Origin of the sequence: Thermopolyspora sp. NPDC052614, from assembly GCF_040678635.1 — a bacterium.
Classification (GTDB): domain Bacteria; phylum Actinomycetota; class Actinomycetes; order Streptosporangiales; family Streptosporangiaceae; genus Thermopolyspora.
The window spans coordinates 143,374-165,702 of the sequence record NZ_JBFATZ010000014.1 but is presented as its reverse complement, the minus strand read 5'-3'; the positions used below and the strand labels follow the sequence as shown (position 1 = coordinate 165,702).

20 protein-coding genes are annotated in these 22,329 nt (G+C 70.3%); 11 read left to right on the top strand and 9 right to left on the bottom strand.

Going from position 1 to position 22,329, the window contains the following annotated elements; translation table 11 throughout:
- Positions 1-760 precede the first annotated feature (760 nt).
- The gene (locus AB0K60_RS26980; RefSeq protein ID WP_364060734.1) at positions 761-3,082 is read left to right on the top strand and encodes a sodium-translocating pyrophosphatase; all 2,322 of its coding nucleotides are present in this window, start codon (positions 761-763) and stop codon (positions 3,080-3,082) included.
- A gap of 194 nt (positions 3,083-3,276) precedes the next feature.
- Positions 3,277-3,774 carry a histidine phosphatase family protein gene (locus AB0K60_RS26975; RefSeq protein WP_364060731.1) on the top strand — a complete coding sequence of 166 codons (498 nt, stop codon included), beginning with the start codon at positions 3,277-3,279 and terminating at the stop codon, positions 3,772-3,774.
- 361 nt (positions 3,775-4,135) lie between these two features.
- Here AB0K60_RS26975 and serB read toward each other — a convergent pair whose 3' ends face one another.
- The 3 genes from serB to AB0K60_RS26960 form a co-directional block, all read right to left on the bottom strand.
- A complete protein-coding gene (gene serB, locus AB0K60_RS26970) occupies positions 4,136-5,359 on the bottom strand; it encodes a phosphoserine phosphatase SerB (RefSeq protein WP_364060728.1) in 1,224 nt (407 codons plus the stop codon).
- A gap of 300 nt (positions 5,360-5,659) precedes the next feature.
- Entirely contained in the window at positions 5,660-6,223 is a 564-nt protein-coding gene (locus AB0K60_RS26965) for a hypothetical protein (protein ID WP_364060725.1), read from the bottom strand.
- A gap of 394 nt (positions 6,224-6,617) precedes the next feature.
- Positions 6,618-7,397, bottom strand: coding sequence for a hypothetical protein (locus AB0K60_RS26960; RefSeq protein WP_364060722.1), 780 nt, complete (start codon positions 7,395-7,397; stop codon positions 6,618-6,620).
- 127 nt (positions 7,398-7,524) lie between these two features.
- Between AB0K60_RS26960 and AB0K60_RS26955 the strand changes: the two genes are divergently transcribed.
- The 3 genes from AB0K60_RS26955 to AB0K60_RS26945 all read left to right on the top strand — a co-directional run bounded on the left by AB0K60_RS26955 (position 7,525) and on the right by AB0K60_RS26945 (position 9,407).
- Positions 7,525-8,313 carry an ABC transporter ATP-binding protein gene (locus AB0K60_RS26955; protein ID WP_364060719.1) on the top strand — a complete coding sequence of 263 codons (789 nt, stop codon included), beginning with the start codon at positions 7,525-7,527 and terminating at the stop codon, positions 8,311-8,313.
- 72 nt (positions 8,314-8,385) lie between these two features.
- Positions 8,386-9,141 (top strand): sulfite exporter TauE/SafE family protein, encoded by a 756-nt coding sequence (locus tag AB0K60_RS26950; protein WP_364060716.1) that lies wholly within the window; start codon positions 8,386-8,388, stop codon positions 9,139-9,141.
- A gap of 29 nt (positions 9,142-9,170) precedes the next feature.
- Positions 9,171-9,407 (top strand): hypothetical protein, encoded by a 237-nt coding sequence (locus AB0K60_RS26945; RefSeq protein WP_364060713.1) that lies wholly within the window; start codon positions 9,171-9,173, stop codon positions 9,405-9,407.
- A gap of 225 nt (positions 9,408-9,632) precedes the next feature.
- Here AB0K60_RS26945 and AB0K60_RS26940 read toward each other — a convergent pair whose 3' ends face one another.
- The 4 genes from AB0K60_RS26940 to AB0K60_RS26925 all read right to left on the bottom strand — a co-directional run bounded on the left by AB0K60_RS26940 (position 9,633) and on the right by AB0K60_RS26925 (position 13,798).
- Positions 9,633-10,556 (bottom strand): Rieske 2Fe-2S domain-containing protein, encoded by a 924-nt coding sequence (locus tag AB0K60_RS26940; protein WP_364060710.1) that lies wholly within the window; start codon positions 10,554-10,556, stop codon positions 9,633-9,635.
- Between the two features lie 62 nt (positions 10,557-10,618).
- Positions 10,619-12,802, bottom strand: a complete 2,184-nt coding sequence (locus AB0K60_RS26935) for a molybdopterin-dependent oxidoreductase (protein WP_364060708.1) — start codon at positions 12,800-12,802, stop codon at positions 10,619-10,621.
- A 104-nt stretch (positions 12,803-12,906) separates the two neighbouring features.
- A complete protein-coding gene (locus AB0K60_RS26930) occupies positions 12,907-13,587 on the bottom strand; it encodes a hypothetical protein (RefSeq protein WP_364060705.1) in 681 nt (226 codons plus the stop codon).
- Positions 13,574-13,798 carry a hypothetical protein gene (locus AB0K60_RS26925; protein WP_364060702.1) on the bottom strand — a complete coding sequence of 75 codons (225 nt, stop codon included), beginning with the start codon at positions 13,796-13,798 and terminating at the stop codon, positions 13,574-13,576. Before AB0K60_RS26925 ends, AB0K60_RS26930 begins: the two co-directional genes overlap by 14 nt.
- Before the next feature lie 493 nt (positions 13,799-14,291).
- Here AB0K60_RS26925 and AB0K60_RS26920 point away from each other — a divergent pair, with 493 nt between their 5' ends.
- The 6 genes from AB0K60_RS26920 (at position 14,292) to AB0K60_RS26895 (ending at position 18,598) form a co-directional block, all read left to right on the top strand.
- Positions 14,292-15,146 (top strand): helix-turn-helix transcriptional regulator, encoded by an 855-nt coding sequence (locus AB0K60_RS26920; protein WP_364060699.1) that lies wholly within the window; start codon positions 14,292-14,294, stop codon positions 15,144-15,146.
- A 63-nt stretch (positions 15,147-15,209) separates the two neighbouring features.
- Positions 15,210-15,413 (top strand): DUF397 domain-containing protein, encoded by a 204-nt coding sequence (locus AB0K60_RS26915; RefSeq protein ID WP_364060696.1) that lies wholly within the window; start codon positions 15,210-15,212, stop codon positions 15,411-15,413.
- Positions 15,414-15,647: 234 nt separating this feature from the next.
- Entirely contained in the window at positions 15,648-15,851 is a 204-nt protein-coding gene (locus AB0K60_RS26910; RefSeq protein WP_364060693.1) for a DUF397 domain-containing protein, read from the top strand.
- A 262-nt stretch (positions 15,852-16,113) separates the two neighbouring features.
- Positions 16,114-17,205 carry a CapA family protein gene (locus tag AB0K60_RS26905; RefSeq protein ID WP_364060690.1) on the top strand — a complete coding sequence of 364 codons (1,092 nt, stop codon included), beginning with the start codon at positions 16,114-16,116 and terminating at the stop codon, positions 17,203-17,205.
- 63 nt (positions 17,206-17,268) lie between these two features.
- On the top strand, positions 17,269-17,919 hold the full coding sequence (locus AB0K60_RS26900; RefSeq protein ID WP_364060687.1) for a TetR/AcrR family transcriptional regulator: 651 nt from the start codon (positions 17,269-17,271) through the stop codon (positions 17,917-17,919).
- Between the two features lie 136 nt (positions 17,920-18,055).
- A complete protein-coding gene (locus tag AB0K60_RS26895) occupies positions 18,056-18,598 on the top strand; it encodes a tetratricopeptide repeat protein (protein ID WP_364060684.1) in 543 nt (180 codons plus the stop codon).
- 199 nt (positions 18,599-18,797) lie between these two features.
- Here the strand turns inward: AB0K60_RS26895 and AB0K60_RS26890 are convergent, their stop codons facing one another.
- Positions 18,798-19,526 carry a hypothetical protein gene (locus AB0K60_RS26890; RefSeq protein ID WP_364060681.1) on the bottom strand — a complete coding sequence of 243 codons (729 nt, stop codon included), beginning with the start codon at positions 19,524-19,526 and terminating at the stop codon, positions 18,798-18,800.
- Positions 19,527-19,639: 113 nt separating this feature from the next.
- Complete coding sequence (gene clpB / locus AB0K60_RS26885; protein ID WP_364060678.1) at positions 19,640-22,261, bottom strand: ATP-dependent chaperone ClpB; 2,622 nt, start codon at positions 22,259-22,261, stop codon at positions 19,640-19,642.
- Positions 22,262-22,329: the final 68 nt, after the last annotated feature.

Sequence of the window (22,329 nt, the reverse complement as noted above, 5' to 3'; positions counted from 1 at the left end):
GGCGTGGTTGTGCGGCTGCGCGGTGAATGTTTCGGTAACTCTTCCCGAATCGGCTATCGGCGGTGTGTATCGCGTTCGTGCTTGGCGGCGTGGCGGGTGGGTCGGTGGCTCTCCCGGTTCTCGGGGCGGGTATGTGCGCTCCCGCCCTGTTCGAGGGTGTCGGGGTCTTTCGTGGTGCGGGTGGTTGCTCGTGTGGGCTTGGGGGCCCAGGGCGTGGTTGTGCGGCTGCGCGGTGAATGTTTCGGTAACTCTTCCCGAATCGGCTATCGGCGGTGTGTATCGCGTTCGTGCTTGGCGGCGTGGCGGGCGGCGCTTCGGTGAGGGCGTTGGTCAAGGTGTGAGGCTTTGCCGGATCGTGTCGGGAAGCGGCCGGGGGCGGCGGTCTTGGTCGAGGGGCGCGAGTGGGATCTGGATGGGGTCAAATGCCTGTATAGTTGCATCCATTAGCGGGTGAGCTGGTCGGACGTCTTTTCCCGATCTTGGTCAAATCATCTGCGGCGTACGGTAAAGATCCGGTCACTGATCGATCTCGCCTGTGATTGCATACCCCCCCGAGGCTTCATATCGGCCGCGACCGTGCGTAGACTCCCGGCACCGGCCAAGGTTTTGTCCCGCGAAGCGCTCGCGCACTGCGGGAGGTCTGCGGACGCAACTGGAAGCGGCACTGCCAATCGCCCAGGGTGCGCGGAAGCAGGCCCGCCACACCCGTTAGGCACAGCGCGCCCAGGGCACAAGCAACCCGTCTGGCCGAGGAGGACGGATGTCTGGGCCTTATCTAGCCGCTGCCGAGGAGGCAGCGGTAGCCCTGAGCGGCTCCCACCTCACGATCGTGATCGTGGTGGCCGCGGTGGCTCTGATCGCTCTCGCCGTAGCCGGTGGGCTGGTACGCGAGGTACTGGCCGCCGGGCAAGGCACCGAGCGCATGCAGAACATCGCGCGAGCCGTTCAGGAGGGAGCTTCCGCGTACCTGAAGCGGCAGTTCATGACACTTCTCATCTTCGTCGTACTCATCCCCTTCGTTCTGTTGTTGCTTCCCGCCGAGACGACCGGTATCAGGATCGGCCGCTCGGTCTTCTTCGTCATCGGCGCCGGGTTCTCGGCGCTGACCGGCTTCGTCGGCATGTGGCTCGCGGTTCGCGGCAACGTCCGCGTGGCCGCCGCCGCGCGCGGGGCCGACACGGGCGGCGGGGGCGACCCTGAGCGTTCCGCGATGCGGATCGCGTTCCGCACCGGTGGTGTGGCGGGCATGTTCACCGTCGGCCTCGGCCTGCTCGGAGCCGCCATCGTGGTGCTCGTGTACCGCGGTGACGCGCCGACCGTGCTGGAGGGCTTCGGCTTCGGCGCCGCGCTGCTCGCGATGTTCATGCGAGTCGGCGGCGGCATCTTCACCAAGGCGGCCGACGTCGGCGCCGACCTGGTCGGCAAGGTCGAGCAGGGCATCCCCGAGGACGACCCGCGCAACGCCGCGACGATCGCCGACAACGTGGGCGACAACGTCGGCGACTGCGCCGGCATGGCCGCCGACCTGTTCGAGTCGTACGCCGTCATGCTGGTCGCCAGCCTCATCCTGGGCAAGGCCGCTTTCGGCACCGAGGGCCTGGTGTTCCCGCTCATCGTCCCGATGATCGGTGTGCTCACCGCGATCCTCGGCATCTTCACCACCGCGCCGCGCAGCGGCGACCGCTCCGGGATGACCGCCATCAACCGCGGCTTCTTCATCTCCGCGATCGTCTCGGCGGTGCTGGTGGCCGGGGCCGCCTTCCTCTACCTGCCGGACACCTTCGCCGAGCTGGACGGCGCCAGCCCGGCCATCCAGGCCCTGACGTACGACCCGCGCCTGATCGCGATCGGCGCCGTGCTGATCGGTCTGGTGCTCGCCGCCGCCATCCAGGTGCTCACCGGCTACTTCACCGAGACGCACCGCCGCCCGGTCAAGGAGATCGGCGAAAGCTCCCGCACCGGCCCGGCGACCGTCATCCTCTCCGGCATCTCGGTCGGTCTGGAGTCGGCCGTCTACTCGGCGCTGCTCATCGGCGCCGCCGTCTACGCCGCGTTCCTGCTCGGCTTCGGCAACGTCACCGTGGCGCTGTTCGCGGTGGCCCTGGCCGGCACCGGTCTGCTCACCACCGTCGGCGTGATCGTGTCGATGGACACCTTCGGCCCGGTCTCCGACAACGCCCAGGGCATCGCCGAGATGTCCGGCGACGTCGAGGGCAAGGGCGCGCAGATCCTCACCTCGCTCGACGCGGTCGGCAACACCACCAAGGCGATCACCAAGGGCATCGCGATCGCGACCGCGGTGCTCGCCGCGACCGCGCTGTTCGGCTCGTTCCGCACGGCGGTCGAGGGCGAGCTCGGCACCGGAGCGGTGTTCAGCCTGTCGGTGGACGCCCCGAACGTGCTGGTCGGCCTCGTCGTCGGCGCGGCCGTGGTGTTCCTGTTCTCCGGCCTGGCGATCTCCGCGGTCGGCCGCGCCGCCGGTCGCGTGGTGTTCGAGGTGCGCGAGCAGTTCAGGACCAAGCCCGGCATCATGGACGGCACCGAGAAGCCGGAGTACGGCCGCGTCGTGGACATCTGCACCCGCGACTCGCTGCGTGAGCTGGCCACGCCCGGTCTGCTCGCGGTGATGACCCCGATCGCGGTCGGCTTCGCCCTCGGATACGCGCCGCTCGGCGCGTTCCTCGCGGGCGCGATCGCGGCGGGCACGCTCATGGCGGTGTTCCTCGCCAACTCCGGCGGCGCCTGGGACAACGCCAAGAAGCTCGTCGAGGACGGCCACCACGGCGGCAAGGGTTCCGACGCCCACGCCGCCACCGTCATCGGCGACACCGTCGGCGACCCGTTCAAGGACACCGCGGGCCCGGCGATCAACCCGCTGATCAAGGTCATGAACCTCGTGGCGCTGCTGATCGCCCCGGCCGTGGTGATCTGGGCCGACAACGTCGGCCTCCGGCTCGTCGTGGCCGTGATCGCCGTCATCGTCGTGGTGGGCGCGATCCTGGTGGCCAAGCGCCGCTCGTCGAGCGTCGCCCCCGCCGAGGGCAGCGACGAGGAGCGCACCCCGGAGCCGGTCGCGAGCTGATCGCGACGTCGCCGGCCGCGGGCGTTTCCGTGGCTGGAGACCACTGACGGCTGGTACGGCTGCCGCCCCAACGCGGGGCGGCAGCCGTACGGACGTCCTGGCCTCCCTATGCTGGTCACAAGGCAGGGGAGGACGTCTCTCCCGGTGAGGGCGGCGGTCCGACGGCGACCGCCTCGACGGCGAACGGATGGCGAATGAAGAGACTGATCATCCTGCGCCACGCGAAGGCCGAGCAGGTGCCGGGCAAGCTGGACCACGATCGCGCGCTCACCGGCCGCGGCGAGCGTGACGCCCGCCGTGCGGGGACGGTGCTCGGCGGCATGGGCCTCGTCCCCGATCTGGTCCTCTGCTCTCCCGCGGTGCGCACCCGGCAGACCGCTGAGCTGGCCCTGGCCGAGTTCGCGCCCGACGCGCGGGTGTACCACGAGCCCGAGATCTACCTCGCCTACCCCGACGACCTGCTCGCCCTGATCCAGCGCACCGACCCCGACGTGGCCACCCTGCTGCTGGTCGCCCACAACCCAGGCTCTCACGAACTGTTCCTCAGCCTCACCGGCACGCCTGCCGACGACGACCCGGGCTTCCCCACGTGCGCCTTCGCGGTCGTCGAGACCGACACCTCGTGGGAACACCTGTGGCCGGGTGAAGGCCGCACCGCCGCCCGCTGGACCCCTAAGGACGGCCGCATCTAGTGCCGCCACCTCCGAAATTCGTCGGTTAGGCCCTGCAATGCCTGGATCAGAGCTTCACCTCTGCCCCTGCCGGAGAAGATCGTCGGTCGCTAATGGGTCCGGGTGGCGGCTGGGAGCGGGGCTTCACTCCTCCGGCCTTGACCGGGGCGAGGCCCGTCCTATCGGCCAGCCGAGAGACGCAATCGGCGGATCTCCGGCGCGGGACGTCATCGCCCCGCGACCGACAAGCGCGGGAGAGGCGCTGACGCCGCTGACGGCGTCCGGAGCGCCGACGACGTACGCGGGGACTCCGGACGGCCCCAGGCGGCCTCTATCACGTATCACGCGGGCGTACCCCGGCCGACGAGGCCCGGCCGCAACGTCAGGGCGTCGCCTCGGCGCGTGCGTCCTCCGCGTCGGCCGCCTCGACCTCCTCGCGGGAAATGCCCAGGAGGTAGAGGATGGCGTCGAGGTAGGGGACGTTGACGGCCGTGTGCGCGGCCTTGCGGACGATGGGCTTGGCGTTGAAGGCGATGCCCATGCCGGCGACGGCGAGCATGTCGAGGTCGTTGGCGCCGTCGCCGATGGCGACCGTCTGGGCGATCGGGATGCCCGCCTGCTCGGCGAACCGCACCAGCGCCCGCGCCTTGCCCGGCCGATCGATGATCTCGCCCGTCACCCGGCCGGTGAGCTTGCCGTCCACGACCTCCAGCGTGTTGGCGACCGAGTAGTCGATGCCCAGCTCCTCGGCGAGATGGTCGGTGATCTGCGTGAAGCCTCCGCTGACCAGGGCGAAGCGATAGTCCAGCCGCTTGAGGGTGCGCACCAGCGTGCGGGCGCCCGGGGTGAGCACGACCTCCTTGCGGACGCGTTCGAACACCTCCTCGGGCAGGCCTTCGAGCAGCGCCACCCGATCGCGCAGCGACTCGGCGAAGTCCCGCTCGCCGCGCATCGCCGAGGCGGTCACCTTGGCCACCTGGTCCTGGACGCCGGCGTGCCGGGCCAGCAGCTCGATCACCTCGGCCTGGATGAGCGTGGAGTCGACGTCCATCACGACCAGGCGCTTGGCGCGGCGGTGCAGGCCCGCGCGCTCCACGGCCACGTCCACCCGCTGCAGGGCGGCCTCGGTGGCGAGGGCGGCGCGCAGGGTGTGCGGGTTGGCCCCGGAGACGCTCATCTCGATACAGGTGACCGGGTCGTGGGCGAGGCGTTCGATCCGGTCGATGTTGGCGCCGGCGGCGGCGATCCGGCCCGCGATCCCGGCCATGGCGGCCGGTTGCAGCGGCATGCCGAGCACGGTCACGTGCAGCCGGCCGCGGCGCCGCTTCTCCTTGGTCCGGGTGCCGGTGGCGAGCTCGATCTCCATGCCGAGGTCGTCGGCCGCCTGTTCCATGGCCGTCCACAGCGCACCGATCGTCCGGCCGGTGCCGGTCGACGGGCCGCCGGCGTACGCGACGAGCACTCCCAGCGTGAGCCGGCCGCGGATCACCACCTGTTCGATGTCGGCGACCGTGACCGGGAAGTCGGCCAGGATGGAGAACAGCCGGGCGGTCACCCCGGGTCGGTCCGGACCGGTCAACGTGATCAGGAGGGTGCGCTGATTCATTCGGCGAGGCTTCCTTAGGCCATGCGGAGCCCGGCGGGCCACACGGTCCGCCCGGTTTCGTGGGATTCTTTGGGATCTCGGTCGATGTTCATGACCACCAATAACGGTATCTGCCGGTGATTCATGCTCGCGCGCGAGGGGTCCCTCCGGGCTTGGTCCGCCGGTCGGCCGGCCGGACAGGCCCGGTTTGGACAAGCCGGTAGGTCGCGCCGGGGCGACGGGAATGAAACGACCCCCGGCATGGCGACGCCCGCGTTCCGGGCGGGGAGACGCGGGCGTCGCGACGCCGAGCCGCGGCCGTCAGCGGGTGATCTTGGTCTTGACCGTCTTCCACCAGTAGTGGGTCTTGATGCCGAGTTCCAGGAGCAGATCCTTGTCCAGGGTCTCGGCTCCGGTGGGAACGTCGGCGGAGAACGCGCCCAGCCTGGCGGTCGCGGTGCCCGTGGTGCCGCGCTTGAGCTTGACCTTCAGGATGAGGAAGTCCTGGTCGCCGACCTCGAGGACCTTCGGCGGGTAGCACCAGAAGCCGTCGGAGTCGAAGTCACACTTCGTGCCCTTTGGGCCGGTGTAGTACACGGTTCCGGTGGTGCCCTTGGGCAATTTGCCGCCGAGCCAGTAATAGTCGGCGGCGTAGGGTCCGTGGTTGACGGCGCGGATGACGTAGGTGATCGCGCCGCCCTTGCGGACCTTGCGCGGGTACTTCACCGATACGGTGAAGCGGTTGTACGGCTCGGCCTTGACGGCGGGCGCGGCGGCGGGTGCGGACGATGCCGCCGCGGACGCCGGCGCGCCGGTGAGGAGGAGAGCGCCGACGACCGGAGCGGCCAACGCCGTCGTGGCGATCTTCGCAATGCTCTTGCGCATGAATTGTCTCCAGGGGGACCGGGGGCACGCGATAGGGAACAGCCCCAGCGAGCGCGAGCATTCAACCATGAATTGTGTCAATAGTGATATATGGGATATGTGAGACTTTGAACCGGTTGCTCATCTCCCGCATCGCGGCAGGCTTGGGCGGCGGAAATTCGCAAGTCGCCGAAGACCCCTACAAAACGGCTTTCATGGCATGATTAGGTTGCGTTTGCCGAACTGGCGGCGGGCACCGCGAAACGCTCGGCGTGGGACGGCTCGTCCGTCTCCGGCGACGCCGCCCGCGCATGCAGGGTGATCGCGGAGACCAAAATCGCACTCAGGCCGACCTCAACGCGGTCCGGCGCGGCCTGGCGTGCCGGCTCTTGTCGCCATCGGTCGCCACCGGTCGTCATCGAATGCCGTGCGCGTGGTGGCAGGCGAGCCGGGCGCGCCGTACGGCCCGGTCGAGGTCGCGCAGCGCCTGGCTCCTGGCGGCGATCTGCCCCGCCGTGAGGCCGCGGTCGTCGGCGGCGTCGAGGATGGCCGCCAGCCGGGAACACAGCGCGGCCACCCGATGCGCCCGGGGCGGATAGCCGGGCGCGAGCCCTTCGCCGTGCCGCAGCGTCGGCCGCTCGCCCGCCGGGCCGTGCACCGACGACAGCGCCTCGGTGGCCGAGCGCATCGCCTCATGCAACTCCCGCTCCGCCTCCCCGAGAGTCGGCAGATCCGGTACGGCCACGGCCGCCGTCATGGCGCTCCAGCGCACCCCCGCGTACGACGAGCCACGCACATCGGGGGCCGGGATCAGCCCGACACAGCCATCGGCCAACTCGGCGATCGCCGCCTCCCCGGCGTCGATCGCGCCGGCGTTGAACGCGGCGGGCCCGGTCAGGCCCAGCGGGTCGCCGGGCACGGGCAGCGCGAGGCGGAGCGCGCGCAGGCCGTGCGGCCGCAGCTCGGCGAGAAAGGCGCGCAGCGGAACCTCGGCGCCCGGCGGCGCCACGCCGGGCACGGGCGGGGGCGCCGAGGGATCGTGCCGGTGATCGGCGGCCGGCGCGGCGGTGGCGACGAGCTGGGGCCCGCCCGCCCGTTCGACGCGATCGACGGCCTCGTCGAGGCCGACGTGCCCGCCGAGCCAGGCGTTACCCCAAGCGACCAGGGTCGCCGAGATCGGTGAATCGGAGCACACCGGTCAACGATATGCGGTGCGGCGACGATAGGTTTGGACGCACCTGCTCACAAGGCGGGCCGGGATGCACCGGCCGGGACCACTAGCCTGGGGTCGCACGCCGGGATGGACACGGAGGGGGTCGCGAATGGGCGGTCAGGTGCTACGCCTACAGGACGTCGCCGTTCGCCGAGACGGCGCCGCTTTGCTGCGAGGCATCGACTGGACCGTTCACGAGGACGAGCGCTGGGTCGTCATCGGGCCGAACGGCGCGGGCAAGACCACGTTGCTGCAGGTGGCCGGGGCGTTGCTGTACCCGTCGGAGGGCACGGTCGAACTGCTCGGCGAACAGCTGGGCCGTACCGACGTCCGCGATTTGCGGCCGCGCATCGGGCTGGCGAGCGCGGCGCTCGCCGAGCGCATCCCGGCGGAGGAGAAGGTCATCGACCTGGTGCTGACGGCGTCGTACGCGATCCTCGGGCGATGGAACGAGGAGTACGACTCCCACGACGTCACCCGGGCGGTGGAGCTGATCGACCAGCTCGGCTGCGCGCACCTGATCCGCCGCCACTTCGGCACCCTGTCGGAGGGGGAGCGCAAGCGCGTCCAGATCGCCCGGGCGCTCATGCCCGACCCCGAGCTGCTGCTGCTCGACGAACCCGCGGCGGGGCTCGACCTCGGCGGGCGGGAGGACCTGGTGCAGCGGCTGTCGATGCTGGCCGCCGACCCGAAGGCTCCGACGATGGTGCTGGTGACGCACCACGTGGAGGAGGTGCCGAGCGGCTTCACGCACACGCTGCTGCTGCGGCACGGGTCCGTGGTCGCCCAGGGGCCGATCGAGCACGTGATGACGGCCGAGAACCTGTCCAAGACGTTCGGGTTGCCGCTGAGCCTGGAGCGCGGGCCGGGCGGGCGGTGGTACGCGCGGGCGCTCTAGGCGCACCCACCCGTCGGCCGCCCCCAGGGTGCCCCTTACGCTTGCCGGATATCGCCAGGTAAGGGGAGATTCGTGACGCCGTGGGAAGTGGCCGCGGTCCTCGCGGCCGGGGTGGGGGCGGGCGGAATCAACGCCATCGTGGGCTCCGGTTCACTGATCACTTTTCCGACGCTGCTGGCGCTGGGGTTCCCGCCGATCGTCGCGAACGTGTCCAACAACGTCGGCCTGGTGCCCGGCAACCTCGCGGGCGTGATCGGCTACCGGGCGGAGCTGGCGGGGCAGCGTTCGCGCCTGATCCGGCTCGGGGCGGCCTCGGTGCTGGGGTCGGTCGTGGGCAGCCTGCTGCTGCTGTGGCTGCCCGAGGAGGCGTTCCAGGTGATCGTGCCGGTGCTGATCGGCATCGCGTGCGTGCTGGTCGTGCTGCAGCCGCGGATCAACCGGTGGCTCGCCTCCCGGCGGCGGACCGCCGACGCGCACGGCGGCCTCCTGCTGTGGCTGGGCGTGCTCGGCACCGGCGTGTACGGGGGCTACTTCGGCGCCGCGCAGGGCGTGATCCTGATCGCGCTGCTCGGCATCCTCCTCGACGACGGCCTGCAGCGGCTCAACGCGGCCAAGAACGTGATGGCCTTCCTGGTCAACACGGTCGCCGCCGTGCTGTTCATCCTGCTGGCCGAGGTCGACTGGACCGCCGCGCTGCTGATCGCGGTCGGCTCGACGGTGGGCGGATTCCTCGGGGCGCGGATCGGGCGGCGGCTGCCCGCGTTCGCCTTGCGCGTGGTGATCGCGTGCATCGGGGTCGTGGCGATTATCAAACTGGTGTACGGATAATCTATCCAAATAGTGGGTATTGTCCCTTTGTGAAGGGTGATCGGGTAGAGATCGTCATCGACGCGGGCGGCACCCCGCGCACCTACGAGGTCGTCGCCACCAGGGCCGGTCGCCGCGTCGAGGTGACCACCGGCCGTGGCATCGTCGAGGTCAGCGAGGTGACCCGGGGCGGCGGCATCGTGCGTACCGCCCGTTTCATGTCCAACCGGATCCTCGCCCTCGTCGAGCACCCCGCCGACGACAGGCGCGCCCAAGGGAAGGATTGACGCGCGCCCGGACGAGCAGTCGCAGCATCGGTCGCAGGTCAACGGACCGGGATCTCCGCGTACGCTTCCGCGCGGGGCCGCCACGGGAAGGCCGTTCTCGAAAAGCCGCCGGACCCGGTGGCGGCCGAGGCCCGGGCTGATGTCCCCGGTCGGCGTCGTGGGGCCGGGCACTGCCGTGGCGGGCGTGGCAGGGTCGCGCTTCCTGCCGCGCCGTACCGGCTTTGATCACAGATGCGTGGGTTTCACCTGCACCAAACCGTCGGAGCGGATGCGGGTCTCGAACGCCGGCTGCGGCGCGGTGGCCGGGCCGTGCACGACCGCGCCGTCGGAGAGGCGGAAGGTGCTGCCGTGCCAGGGACAGCAGACGCAGCGCTCGCCCCTCTCGGTGACGATGCTGCCTTGGTGGAGCGGCCCGGCCAGGTGCGAGCAGCGGTCGGCGAGCACGCTGACCCCGCCGCTGTGCCGCAGCACGAACAGCTCGATGTAGCCCAGGCGGCGGGTCACCGGGCGGCCCTCCGGCAGGTCGGGCAGGCGGCACAGATCGTGCCAGCCCAGGGGCACCAGGTGGGTGACCGACTCGGCGTGGTTGGCGCCCGCCGCCTGCCGGTAGGACATGTGGCCGCCCAGGTAGCCGCCGAGCCCCGCCGCGCCAAGGCCCGCGAAGCCCAGGGCGCGGCCCGCGCGTTCGTAACCGGCCAGCCGCAGCAGCAGGGAGCCGGTGTAAAGACCGAGCGCGGTCACGTTGGTGACGGCGTGCGCCAGGCCCACCCGCTGCTGCTCACGGTGGAGCATCGACCAGTCAGTGGCGCCCGCCAGGGCGGTGGGCAGCGTCGCGCCCACCCCGGCCGCGAGCAGCACCCGGGTGGCCCGCGGATCGGTGTCGGTCAGGTCCAGCACGCCGACCGCGACGAAGCAGCCGAGGGTGCCGGTGGCCAGCATCGGGTGCAGCGGGTGGCCGATGGGCACCCCGTGCAGCAGGTCGCGCAGCCGGCCGGGCCCGAGTTTGCCGCGCACGAACCCGGTGAGCTGCTTGATCGGACCATCCAGGGTGGTGCTCCGCTCCAGCCTGTCGGGCAGGTTGATGGCAGGCATGATGCGCTCCAGCGACGCGCGGAGCCGTCCCCGGCGGGGTTTGACCGCCTCCGACATATCTCGCCCCCTTTTATCGACCTCCGGTGGCACGTACCCGGAGACAGGGGAAAGAACACGAATCAGCCGGTTAGGGGGTGAACCGTCACCGGAACCCCGTTGAACACCGCGTTGCCGGAGGGCACGTCCACCACGGTCTCGTCGGTGAGCGCGTTGACGTTCACCCCGGCGTGCTTGGCCGCCACCGGCTGCGCCGATCCGGCGTGACCCCAGCCGTGCGGCAGGCTCACCACCCCGGGCATGATCGTGTCGGTCGGCTCCACCGCGACCCGCAACTCGCCCGCCGCCGAGCGCACCACCGCCTCGCCGTTCAGCCTGAGCCGCCGGGCGTCCTGCGGGTTGATGTGCAGCGTGCACCGGTTCGAGCCGCCCACCAGCGGGGCGATGTTGTGCATCCAGCTGTTGTTCGAGCGCAGGTGCCTGCGACCGATCAGCACGAGGCCGGGCACCTCGCGGCCGAGCGCGGCGCGCAGCCGCGGCACGTCGGCGACGATCTCGGGCGGGGCCAGCTCGATCCGGCCCGAGGCCGTGGTCAGCGCGTCCGGGAGCATCGGCTCCAGCGGGCCGAGGTCGAGCCCGTGCGGGTGCCTGCGCAGGTCCTCAAGCGACAGCCCGTACGGCCCGAACCGCACCATGGCGTCCAGCCGCAGTTCGACCCCGGTGGCGCCGGTCAGCTCCGCCCGCAGCTCGGCCGGGTCCCGGCCCGCCACCGGCGAACCCGGCGTCTGCACCGCCCGGCGCAGCGTCTGGTCGAGGAGCAACTCGTCCAACGCCGCCGGGTCGGCGTCCGCGCCCTGTCCCGCGGCGATCAGCGCGAGCCGGGCGAGGATCTCGGTCTCGGCCGGGCGGCCCGGCTCCAGCGGCAGCGCCGGCGGGGAGTAGCGCGCGTAGTTGCGCACCGCGAAGTTGAGCAGCGTGAAGTCGTAGTGTGGCGACTGAAGCACCCGGGGCGGCGGCAGGATCACGTGGGCGTGCCGGGTCGTCTCGTTGACGTAGGGGTCGACGCTGACCATGAACTCCAGACCGCCGAGCGCGTCGTCCAGCCGGTCGCCGTGCGGGGTGGAGAGCACGGGGTTGCCCGCGATCGTGATCAGCGCTTTGATCTGGCCCTCGCCGGGGGTCTGAATCTCGTCGGCGAGGGTGGCGACCGGCAGCTCGCCGTTCACCTCCGGCAGGTCGCGCACGCGGCTGCGCCAGCGCCCGGTCCGGTACGGCCGGCCGCTGCGCGGGACCGCCGCGGCGGGCCGGGCGAACATCGCCCCGCCGGGACGGTCCAGGTTGCCGGTGAGCACGTTGACGACGTCGATGAGCCACTGGGCCAGAGTGCCGAACTCGGCCGTGCTGGTGCCCATGCGGCCGTAGACGGCGGCGCGGGGGGCGGCGGCCAGGTCGCGGGCGAGCCGTACGATCCGGGCTGCGGGCACCCCGCACACGCCCGCGACCGTCTCGGGCGGGAAGTCCGCCGCGAGCGCGCGCACCTCCTCCAGCCCGTTGACCGGCAGGCGCGTCCCGACGTCCGGGGCGACCAGGTCCTCGGCGAGCAGCGTGTGCACGATGCCGAACAGCAGGTAGGCGTCGGTGCCGGGCCGGATGAACACGTGCTCGTCGGCGAGCGCCGCGGTGCGGGTGCGGCGCGGATCGACGACCACGAGCCTGCCGCCCCGCCTGCGCAGCGCCTTGAGCCTGCCGGGCAGGTCGGGGGCGGTCCACAGCGAGCCGTTCGACTCCAGCGGGTTCGCGCCGAGGATGAGCAGGTGTTCGGTGCGGTCCACATCGGGCACCGGAATCGTCATCGGATGGCCGAACATCAGGCCGGCGGAGACGTGCTTGGGCATCTGGTCGGCCGTGCCGGCGGAGAACACGTTGCGGGTGCCGAGGGCGCGGGCCACCGCCGGGACGTACAGGGTGCCGGCCACCGTGTGCACGTTCGGGTTGCCGAGGTAGATGCCGAGGGTGCCGCGCCCGTGCCGTTCGACGACCCCGGTCAGCCCCCGCTCGACGGCCCGGAACGCCTCCGCCCAGGTGACCTCGCGCCACTCGCCGCCCTCGCGGACCATCGGGGCGCGCAGCCGGTCGGGATCCTCGTCCAGCGCGCCCAGGCTGGCCCCCTTGGGGCAGATGAAACCGTGGCTGAGCGGGTCGGCGGGGTCGCCCCGCACGTCCGTCACGCGGCCGTCGTCGTCGAGGGTGATGCGCAGGCCGCAGACGGCTTCGCAGAGCGGGCAGGTCCGGTGGACGGTGGGCATGGCGGCCTCCCTGGGTTCAAGCGGCGAACTCATCGTGACCGTGTTGAGCGTCCCAGGAAAAGACCCGGGAGGCGATTACCTCCCGGGTCATGAAATTGCACGCGCTACCGGGTTTTCTCGGGCAGTAGCGGGACGATCTGCTCGGGGACGGGGAAGGGGGTGGTCGCCTCCCACCGATGGGCAGGCTCCTTGGGGTCGCGTTCCAGCGCGATCCAGTTGTAGCCGTACATCGTCTCCAGTCCGGGGACCGAGGTCCCCGAGCCGGGGGAGCGCCGCACGATGTCGATCGTCACGAACTGCGGGCGGCGCGCGTGCTTGGCGAATCGCACCTCCGTCGCCGAGCAGGCGGCCTCGAACTCCGCGGTGAAGGCGGCGAACGCGTCCGCCGACATCCCGGCCCGGCACAGGATCAGCGCCTTCTCGCCCTCGCGGGTCGGCGTGATCCACAACACCAGGGGCAGGCGTCCCTTGCGGGTGTGCAGCGGTAGTTCGATGAACAACCGCTGCATGCGGTGCCGGGAGACCACGCACCAGAAACGCGCGATGAACCAGGCGCGTACGGGGCGTGGCGCGGCGAGGGCGAGAAGGGTGCCGCCGACCAGCGCGGGCGACCACCAGGCGCCGTTCGCCACCGCGGTCGTGACCGTGACGGCGATGGGCGTGAGGCAGGCCAGCAGGAGAATCTCCGTGCGCAGGCGCCAGAGCCGGACCAGCAGGCCCGCCCGGCGTGGCGGCGGATTCTCGATCGGCGGGTGCGGGTTCCAGCGCGGATTACGTCCGGACACCGCCGTCCACCTCCCTGATCAGGTGGAGGATGTCGAACCTCGGGTCGCGATAGTCGCGTGCCCCGAAGCCGATCCGGGTGACCTTCCAACCGAGCAGGTGCGCCCACCAGTCCTGGTCGACGCAGAGCGACCGGTCGAGTCGCCCGACAAAAGCCGAGATCCGGCGCGTGAGGGTCTTGCTTAGTGTGGGTCCAGGGGTACCGTGGAACAAGACAACCACGACTCCTTTCCGTGGCTTCGTACGCAGGAGCTTTCGTGGTGGCCGGGTCGACAGCCGCGAACTGTCGGCCCGGCACTCTTATGCGCGGATGCGACTATTACGCCGTCGCTAGCGGATCGTGTCCTTTCCGTGGCGATACGCCTCCCTACGGTGAACGCTGTGAGGGGAAGCGGCGCCGTTGCCGGACTGAGACGCAGTCGTACACATCGGTGCTCCTGTGACCCCCGGGGTGGAGGAGGCCGTTTGCCGTATGATCATCGGCTGCCTTCCCACTTCGTCGGAACCCTTCCCCGTAGTCTGATGGTCGCTCAGGAAGTTTTGCGGAGCAATAGGCGGTGCAAGGAAACTTGCAAGCGCCGCGAAAATCCTTCTAGTCTTTGCGGTGTATCTATCCGTGCAAGTTGCAGGCGATACCCGTAGACCTCGGCCGACAGAGTCGTCGTCCTGCATCTGACCTCATACAACCCGGAGGGGGTGGGTCGGGATGCCCGAGCGCGGGAGTCCGACCCTGCGCCATCGTCGTCTGGGGCGAGAGCTTCGCAGGCTACGAGAACGTATCGAAATGATCGGCGACGAGGTGGCGGCTCGCCTGAACTGGTCGACGGCGAAGGTGAGCCGGATAGAGAACGCCAAGACGCTGCCCACCGCACGTGACGTCGAGGCATTGCTCGAGCTGTACGGCGCGGATCGCGACGTGCGGCGCGAGTTACTGGAGTTGCGCCGGGGCGCCGCCCAGAAGGGCTGGTGGGAAGAGTACCGCGGGGCGTTGCAAGCGGATCTCATTCCACTGCTGGGGCTGGAGGTGGAGGCCACCACGGTGCGGAACTGGGAATCCCAGATCGTGCCGGGCCTGCTGCAGACTCAGGAGTACGCCCGTGCGGTGATGGAGCACAACCAGCAGATCATCCAGGTGCCGCACAGCTGGCTGCGCGCCCGCGTCGAGGCTCGCATGATGCGACAGAAGATTCTGTTGCTCGAGGCGAACCCGGTGACGCTGCTCGCGGTGTTCGAGGAATCGGTCCTGCGGCGCCAGTTCGGCGACTCCGCCGTGATGCGGGGGCAGCTCCAGAAGTTGATCGAAATCTCTGAGCTCGATCATGTGGAGATGCGGATTCTCCCACAGGAGACGCCTCCATCGATGCCGACTGGGCCGTTCGTTCACCTCACCCTGCCCGACTTTCCCGACACGGTGTACCTAGAGGACTTCTTTGGGGCGCACTACGTCGAGGATCCGGAGCGGGTGTACGCCTACGAACGGGCATTCGAACACCTCATGGACATGGCACTCGATGAGGAGTCGTCCAGGCGGCTAATACAGAAAGCGTTGGAACGCTGGTAATAGTGATCCTGGTGACCAGATGTGCGATGGGGCATATCGGGACATATCGAAAGACAGTTAACCATGTACACCATAGATACGCGTGACGCTGTGTGGGCGAAGAGCTCGCGGAGCACCAACGGAAACTGCGTCGAGGTCGCACGGCTTCAGAGCGGCCATGTAGGCATCCGTGACAGTAAGAACCAGAACGGCCCGGTCCTGATCTTCCCGCAGGGGGAGTGGACCGCCTTCATCGGAGGTGTGAAGAGCGGCGAGTTCGGCCGCTGAGCAAGAACGGTCATTGTGCTGCCACCCAGCGGAGGGCGAGGTTGTTCTTCCTGAAGGCGCCTGTGAACGGTGGTGGTGGGGACCGTGTCGGCCGTGCTTGTGCTTCGGCCGCTTGCTCCCGTGCTCCCTGGGAGCTCGGATTAGGGCGTGCTAGGGCCAAACCTTGCAAGTCCTATCAATCACCTTCATCCTGAAAGTTGCATCTATGCTGCTTTAGCGGGTGAGGGGTCGCCAATGTCGCCTATGGGTATATCTGGGGCCGCCTGGCGTAAGAGTGTGCGCAGTGCCAACGGCAATTGCGTGGAGGTCGCTCTTCTCGCCGATGGTCGCGTGGGTGTCCGGGACAGCAAGGACCGGCACGGCCGAGTCCTCATGCTCACGCCCGCCCAATGGCGTGCCTTCGTCAGCGGTGTCCGGAAGGGCGAGATCGGCGGCTGACGCACCAGAGCACCGCGAGGGCCCCGTCCGGCGGACGGGGCCCTCGTCGTGAAGCGGTTCAGGAACGCGGTGGCCGGCGGGCGGTACGGCAAGGCGAGACACCAGCACTGTCCCGGACAGAGTGCTCCGGGCAGCTCTTGGTCCGAAGATGTCGCCAGATGTCCTGGTTCGATGGCATGCTTCGGTAGCAATGAGAAGGCAAAGCCCCCGTCATGCCGCCCCCAGGGCGCCGCTCCCCCCACTGCGGGGCCCGTGCCGTTCGGTGCTGCGCGCCCCGGTGTCGAAGGGGCTGCTCGCGGGACTGCTCGCCGTACTGGTCGCGGCGCCGGCCTGCAGCGCCGGGCAGTCCGACGCGGACTCGCAGCCCCGGCGGGTGCGGAACTCAGCCGCGGCCGACCCGTCGCCGACGGCCAAGCCGAAGCCGCAGCGCCGGCCGTACACGATCTCCTTCGGCGGGGACGTGCACTTCGAGGGCCTGCTGCGGCCCCGGCTGAACAACCCCCGCACCGCGCTCGGGCCGATCGCGTCGGTGCTGCGGGCCTCCGATCTGTCGATGATCAATTTGGAGACCGCGATCACGACCGGGGGCACCCCCGCGCCGGGCAAGCAGTACACGTTCCGCGCGCCGCCGTCGGCGCTGACCGCGCTCAAGGCGGCGGGGGTGGACGTGGCGTCGATGGCGAACAACCACGGCATGGACTACATGGAGACCGGGCTGCGCGACTCGCTCGCGGCGATCAAGCGCAGCAGGTTCCCCGTGATCGGGATCGGGCGCAACGCCGCCGAGGCGTACCGGCCGTACCGAAAGGTGATCAATGGGAACCGGGTCTCGATCATCGCGGCGACGCAGGTGCTGGACGCGGAGTTCATCCAGTCCTGGACGGCGACCGACACCAAGGGCGGCCTCGCCTCGGCGAAGAACGAGTCCCGGCTGCTCGCCGCCGTGCGCGCCGCGCGGCGCAACTCCGACACCGTGATCGTCCACCTGCACTGGGGTACCGAACTGGTCGGGTGCCCCACGCCGATGCAACGTGACCTGGCGGTGAAGCTGATCAGGGCGGGAGCCGACGTGATCGTCGGCGGGCACGCGCACATCCTGCTCGGCAGCGGTTACCTGAGCGGCCGGTACGTCAACTACGGCATGGGCAACTTCGTCTTCTACAACTGGGGCCCGGAGACCGGGACCACCGGCGTGCTGACCCTGACGATCAACGGCCGCAAGGTGCTCAAGGACACGTGGACCCCGGCCCGGATCAACGGGGGCGTGCCCGTTCCGCTCACCGGTACGGCCCGTACCCAGGCGATTCGCGACTGGAAGGCGTTGCGGACATGCGCAGGCCTTGATTCCGGATAGGAGCTAACCGGCCACTCTTCGCTACCGCCTGACTTGGCGGCGGTGAACGGGCAAGATGGAGGAATGTCCAGCCCGTCGACCGAACTAGCTCAGCTCGAGATCACTCCGCTCCGACGTCGTCCCAGCCAGCGGCGCAGTGCCCGCCGGGTCGAGCGCATGCTCGACGCCTGCGCCGAGTTGCTCGACGAGGTCGGCTACGAGGCGCTGTCCACCACGCGCATCGCCGAGCGCGCCGGCGTCGCCATCGGCTCGGTCTACCAGTTCTTCCCCGACAAGCGGGCCATCAGCAGGGCGTTGACGGTACGGAACGTCGAGCAGTTCATGGCCAGGGTCGGCCGTCGCTTCATGGGCGAGGAGTTCCACTCGACCTGGGAGGCCGTCGACGCGATCATCGAAGTTTACGTGGACATGCGCCGCACCGTGCCCGGGTTCGGCTCGCTGCGCTTCGGGGACGTGGTCGACCTGCACCTGCTCGACTCGGTGGCCGACAACAACGCGGTGATCGCCGGACGGCTGCGCGCCCTGCTGCTCGCCGAGATCGGCCTGGCCGACAGCGAGGAGCTCGACCGGGCCCTCATCGTGGCGGTGGAGGCCGGGGACGCGGTGCTCAAGCTCGCCTTCCGCCATGACCCGCAGGGCGATCCCGAGATCATCGCCGAGGCCAAGCGGTTGGTCAGGGGCTACCTCGCCGATCAGCTCCGCGCGGCGGTGTGACCGAAGGGTCGGGACGGCGCCGGGAAAGGCGACGTGGAGGCGTCCTCGGGACGGCCGGCGGGTATCGTGCGGGTGTCCGGTGCGTGTCGGGTCAATGTCCGAGCAAATGCCAGGTCCGCTGGGTACGCTCGGTGGTGTGGCGCATGTGACACGTGAGCAGCTTGATCGACTTCTCGAGCATGCCCTGCTCTCCGACGACCACGACACGCTCGCGCGGCGCCTGGACTTCCTGGCGCACGCGTACGAGTCCGGAGAGGTCTCCCGGGCGGCGATATTCCTGCTCGCGGCGGAGGAGTGGCGGCAGGCCGGGCAGCCGGCGATGGCGCTTGACCGATTCCAGCGGGCGCTCGACGACGGCGGCGACGTCAGTGTCGACCCCCGCGCGGGCATGGCCGACACGCTCTTCGAGCTCGATCGTCCCGACGAGGCGCGGGAGATCATCGAGGCGATCCGGGGCGAGCCGTCCGTCGATCCGTTGACGTCCTTGAGCGTCGCCGAGACCCTCGTGGCCTACGGCGACCTGCACGGGGCGCTGGAGTGGGCCACGAGGGGCGTGCGGTCCTGTACGGAGGACGGGGGCGTCCGTGACACCCTGCTCCGCACCCGCTACCGGATTCGCGTCGACCTCGGCCTGCCCGAGGACGATCTCGACGCGCTCTTGGACGCGACCCTGAGCTGACCTCCGACGGCCGTCGGGTGCGCTCAGGGTCGCTCAGGAGTGCTCATGGCGCGGGCGAGCCGTCGAGGACGGCCGGGGTGAACGAGGGGCTTGGCGACCGGTCATGAAACGGCCTTTCATGGCCGGTTGACCGGCCGCCGCCGGTACCCGCGCTTCCGCTCGCGACGGCGGAGCGCGGGTCCGGTGCCCGGCATCGGAGTCAGCGGAGGACGGGCACGCCGCCCAGCACGGACCTGCGGGCGTTCGAGCCGAGCATGCTCGAGGCCGGGGTCAGCAGGTCGCCGCGGTCGGCGGTGCTCAGCAGGCTGCCGAAGTCCGACCGGGTGATCTTGGAGGTCGTCTCGGTCACGGTGCGCACCGAGGTGCTGACCTCCGCGGTCAGGGCGGACTGCGGCTCCCTGGCGTTGACGACGCGGCCGGCCAGGATCGTGCCGTCGGCGGGCAGCGGCGAGAGCACGCTCGACGACGACCAGCCCGGCATCGTGCGCAGCGTCGGGTCGAGGCGCATCGTCACCTGCCGGGTGATGCCCCGGCTGGCGGCGAACCCGAAGCCGTCGGCGAGCGGCAGGCCGCCGCTCTGGCTGCCCAGGTTGAGGCTCTGGACGCTGAGGAGCCTGCCGAGGGTGTCCTGCATGCGGGTCTCGCGCTGCTCCTGCCACTGGCCGTGGCTCGGACGGTCGTAGCGGTTGCGGCGGTCCGTGAGGTCCGGGCGCCGGTCCTTCTTCTTCCGCTTGCGGCAGCCGGTCGAGACGGCCGAGCCCTTGGGCCCCGTCGAGCCCATCGAGCGCGCCGAGGTCTTCTGGCAGCCGGTGCGCACCTCGCCGCCGTCGTTCGCGGCGGCCGTCCCCGTCACCGCGCAACTCGCGCCGATGGCGAGCGCGGCCGCCGCGACGAACCGGCACCCGAAGCTCCATGCGTTCTTCGACATTCCGCCCCCTGATCACGTTGTGTCATCTGACAGTCGCAGGACGCTAGCAGCGTCCACAGGGGGCGGTCGGCGGTTAACCCAAAGGTGGCACAGACCTTGCCAATCGGCGTCCCTCAGTTGACCGACGCCGGGAACGCCGGGGCGTCCTCGGACGTCGCGGGGCGAACGGTCAGCGCGTCGCTGGTGTCGTCGACATCGACGACCACCTTGTCGCCGTCGCGGATCTCGCCCGCCAGCAACTCCTTGGCGAGTTTGTCGCCGATGGCCGACTGGACCAGCCGGCGCAGCGGGCGCGCGCCGTACAGGGGGTCGTAGCCGGTCAGGGCGAGCCAGTCGCGGGCCGCCGGGGTCACGGTGAGCGTGAGCCGGCGGTCGGCGAGCCGTCGCGCCAGGCGTGCCACCTGCAGCTCGACGATCTGCGACAGCTCCTCAGAACCGAGCGCGTCGAAGACGATCACGTCGTCGAGCCGGTTGAGGAACTCGGGCTTGAACGCCGACCGCACGGTCGCGAGCACGGCATCCCGCTTCGCCTCGCCGTCCAGCTTGGGATCGACCAGGTACTGCGAGCCCAGGTTGGAGGTGAGGATCAGGATCGTGTTGCGGAAGTCCACCGTACGGCCCTGCCCATCGGTGAGCCGCCCGTCGTCGAGCACCTGGAGCAGGATGTCGAAGACCTCGGGGTGGGCCTTTTCCACCTCGTCCAGCAGCACCACCGTGTACGGGCGGCGCCGCACGGCCTCGGTGAGCTGACCGCCCTCCTCGTACCCGACGTACCCGGGCGGCGCGCCGACCAGGCGGGCGACGCTGTGCTTCTCGGAGTACTCGCTCATGTCGATGCGGGTCATCGCCCGCTCGTCATCGAACAGGAACTCCGCCAGCGCCTTGGCCAGCTCGGTTTTGCCCACGCCGGTGGGGCCGAGGAACAGGAACGAGCCGGTGGGGCGGTCGGGGTCGGCGACGCCGGCCCTGGCCCGCCGCACGGCGTCGGAGACGGCCGTGACGGCCTGACGCTGGCCGATGAGGCGCTTGCCCAGCTCCTCCTCCATGCGCAGCAGCTTGGCGCTCTCGCCTTCCAGTAGCCGCCCGGCGGGCACGCCGGTCCACGAGGAGACCACCTCGGCGATGTCGTCGGGGCCGACCTCCTCCTTGACCATGGGCTGGCTCTCGGCCTCCTCGGCCGCGGCGCTGGCCTGGGCGAGCTCCTTTTCCAGCCGCGGGATCTCGGCGTACATCAGGCGCGAGGCCTCTTCGAAGTTGCCGTCGCGCTGGGCCCGCTCGGCGCTCGACCGCGCCTCGTCGAGCTGCTTCTTCAGCTCGCCGACCCGGTTGAGCCCGGCCTTCTCCCGCTCCCAGCGGCCGACCAGCGCGCCCAGCTCCTCCTGCCGGTTGGCGAGCTCCTCGCGGAGCTTGTCCAGCCGCTGCCGGCTCGCCTCGTCGGTCTCCTTGGCGAGCGCGAGCTCCTCCATCTTCAGGCGGTCCACCACGCGCTGCAGCTCGTCGATCTCCACCGGACGGGAGTCGATCTCCATGCGCAGCCGGGAGGCCGCCTCGTCGACCAGGTCGATCGCCTTGTCCGGCAGGAACCGGGAGGTGATGTAGCGGTCGGACAGGGTCGCGGCGGCGACCAGGGCGCTGTCGGAGATTTGCACCTGGTGGTGGGCCTCGTAGCGGCCCTTGAGGCCGCGCAGGATGGCGATGGTGTCCTCGACCGACGGCTCGCCGATGTAGACCTGCTGGAAACGGCGCTCCAGCGCCGGGTCCTTCTCGATGCGCTCGCGGTACTCGTCGAGGGTCGTCGCGCCGATCATGCGCAGCTCGCCGCGGGCGAGCATCGGCTTGAGCATGTTGCCGGCGTCCATCGCGCCCTCGGCGGCACCCGCCCCGACCATCGTGTGCAGCTCGTCGATGAACGTGACGATCTGGCCGTCGCTCTGCTTGATCTCGTTGAGCACGGCCTTGAGCCGCTCCTCGAACTCGCCGCGGTACTTGGCGCCCGCGACCATCGCGCTCAGGTCGAGCGCGACGAGCCGCTTGCCCCGCAGCGACTCGGGCACGTCCCCGGCGACGATGCGCTGGGCGAGGCCCTCGGCGACGGCGGTCTTGCCGACGCCGGGCTCGCCGATCAGCACCGGGTTGTTCTTGGTACGCCGCGACAGCACCTGCACGACGCGGCGGATCTCGGTGTCGCGGCCGATCACCGGGTCGAGCTTGCCGGCGCGGGCGCGCTCGGTCAGGTCGACGCCGTACTTCTCCAGCGCCCGGTAGGTGTCCTCGGGATTCTCGCTGGTGACGCGGGTGTGCCCGCGCACCTTCTCGAACGCCTCCAGCAGCGCGGCGGGCGTGGCGCCCTGGCCCTTGAGCAGGTCGGCGACCTGGCCGCCGTCCGCGGCGAGGCCGACGAGCAGGTGCTCGGTGGAGACGTACTCGTCTTCGAGCTGCTTGGCGCGCGCGGCGGCGGTGTTGATCACGACCAGGAGCTGCCGGGAGCTGCTCGGGGCGCTGACCGTGGCGCCCTGGGCCTTGGGCAGCCCGTCGAGCAGGCGCTCGACCTCGGCGCGTACCTTCTTCCAGTCGGCGCCGACCGCGTCCAGCAGTGGTACGGCCGTGCCGCCGGTCTGGGCGAGCAACGTGGCGAGCAGGTGCGCGGGGAAGACCTCGGGGTGGCCCTCGGCCGCCGCGCGCCGGACCGCGCCGGAAAGCGCTTCCTGGCTCTTCTGCGTCAGCTTGTAATCCATCGCGTATGTCCCCGATCAGGCCGGCGGTAGTTCGTAGCGGATCAGCGCGCGCATCAGGGTGAGCTCGC

Excerpts from the sequence above, each read along its gene's own strand:
- AB0K60_RS26980 (WP_364060734.1), top strand. The coding sequence starts at position 761 with ATGTCTGGGCCTTATCTAGCCGCTGCCGAGGAGGCAGCGGTAGCCCTG.
- AB0K60_RS26975 (WP_364060731.1), top strand. The coding sequence starts at position 3,277 with ATGAAGAGACTGATCATCCTGCGCCACGCGAAGGCCGAGCAGGTGCCG.
- serB (WP_364060728.1), bottom strand. The coding sequence starts at position 5,359 with ATGAATCAGCGCACCCTCCTGATCACGTTGACCGGTCCGGACCGACCC.
- AB0K60_RS26965 (WP_364060725.1), bottom strand. The coding sequence starts at position 6,223 with ATGCGCAAGAGCATTGCGAAGATCGCCACGACGGCGTTGGCCGCTCCG.
- AB0K60_RS26955 (WP_364060719.1), top strand. The coding sequence starts at position 7,525 with ATGGGCGGTCAGGTGCTACGCCTACAGGACGTCGCCGTTCGCCGAGAC.
- AB0K60_RS26940 (WP_364060710.1), bottom strand. The coding sequence starts at position 10,556 with ATGTCGGAGGCGGTCAAACCCCGCCGGGGACGGCTCCGCGCGTCGCTG.
- AB0K60_RS26935 (WP_364060708.1), bottom strand. The coding sequence starts at position 12,802 with ATGCCCACCGTCCACCGGACCTGCCCGCTCTGCGAAGCCGTCTGCGGC.
- AB0K60_RS26920 (WP_364060699.1), top strand. The coding sequence starts at position 14,292 with ATGCCCGAGCGCGGGAGTCCGACCCTGCGCCATCGTCGTCTGGGGCGA.
- AB0K60_RS26915 (WP_364060696.1), top strand. The coding sequence starts at position 15,210 with ATGTACACCATAGATACGCGTGACGCTGTGTGGGCGAAGAGCTCGCGG.
- AB0K60_RS26910 (WP_364060693.1), top strand. The coding sequence starts at position 15,648 with ATGTCGCCTATGGGTATATCTGGGGCCGCCTGGCGTAAGAGTGTGCGC.
- AB0K60_RS26900 (WP_364060687.1), top strand. The coding sequence starts at position 17,269 with ATGTCCAGCCCGTCGACCGAACTAGCTCAGCTCGAGATCACTCCGCTC.
- AB0K60_RS26890 (WP_364060681.1), bottom strand. The coding sequence starts at position 19,526 with ATGTCGAAGAACGCATGGAGCTTCGGGTGCCGGTTCGTCGCGGCGGCC.
- clpB (WP_364060678.1), bottom strand. The coding sequence starts at position 22,261 with ATGGATTACAAGCTGACGCAGAAGAGCCAGGAAGCGCTTTCCGGCGCG.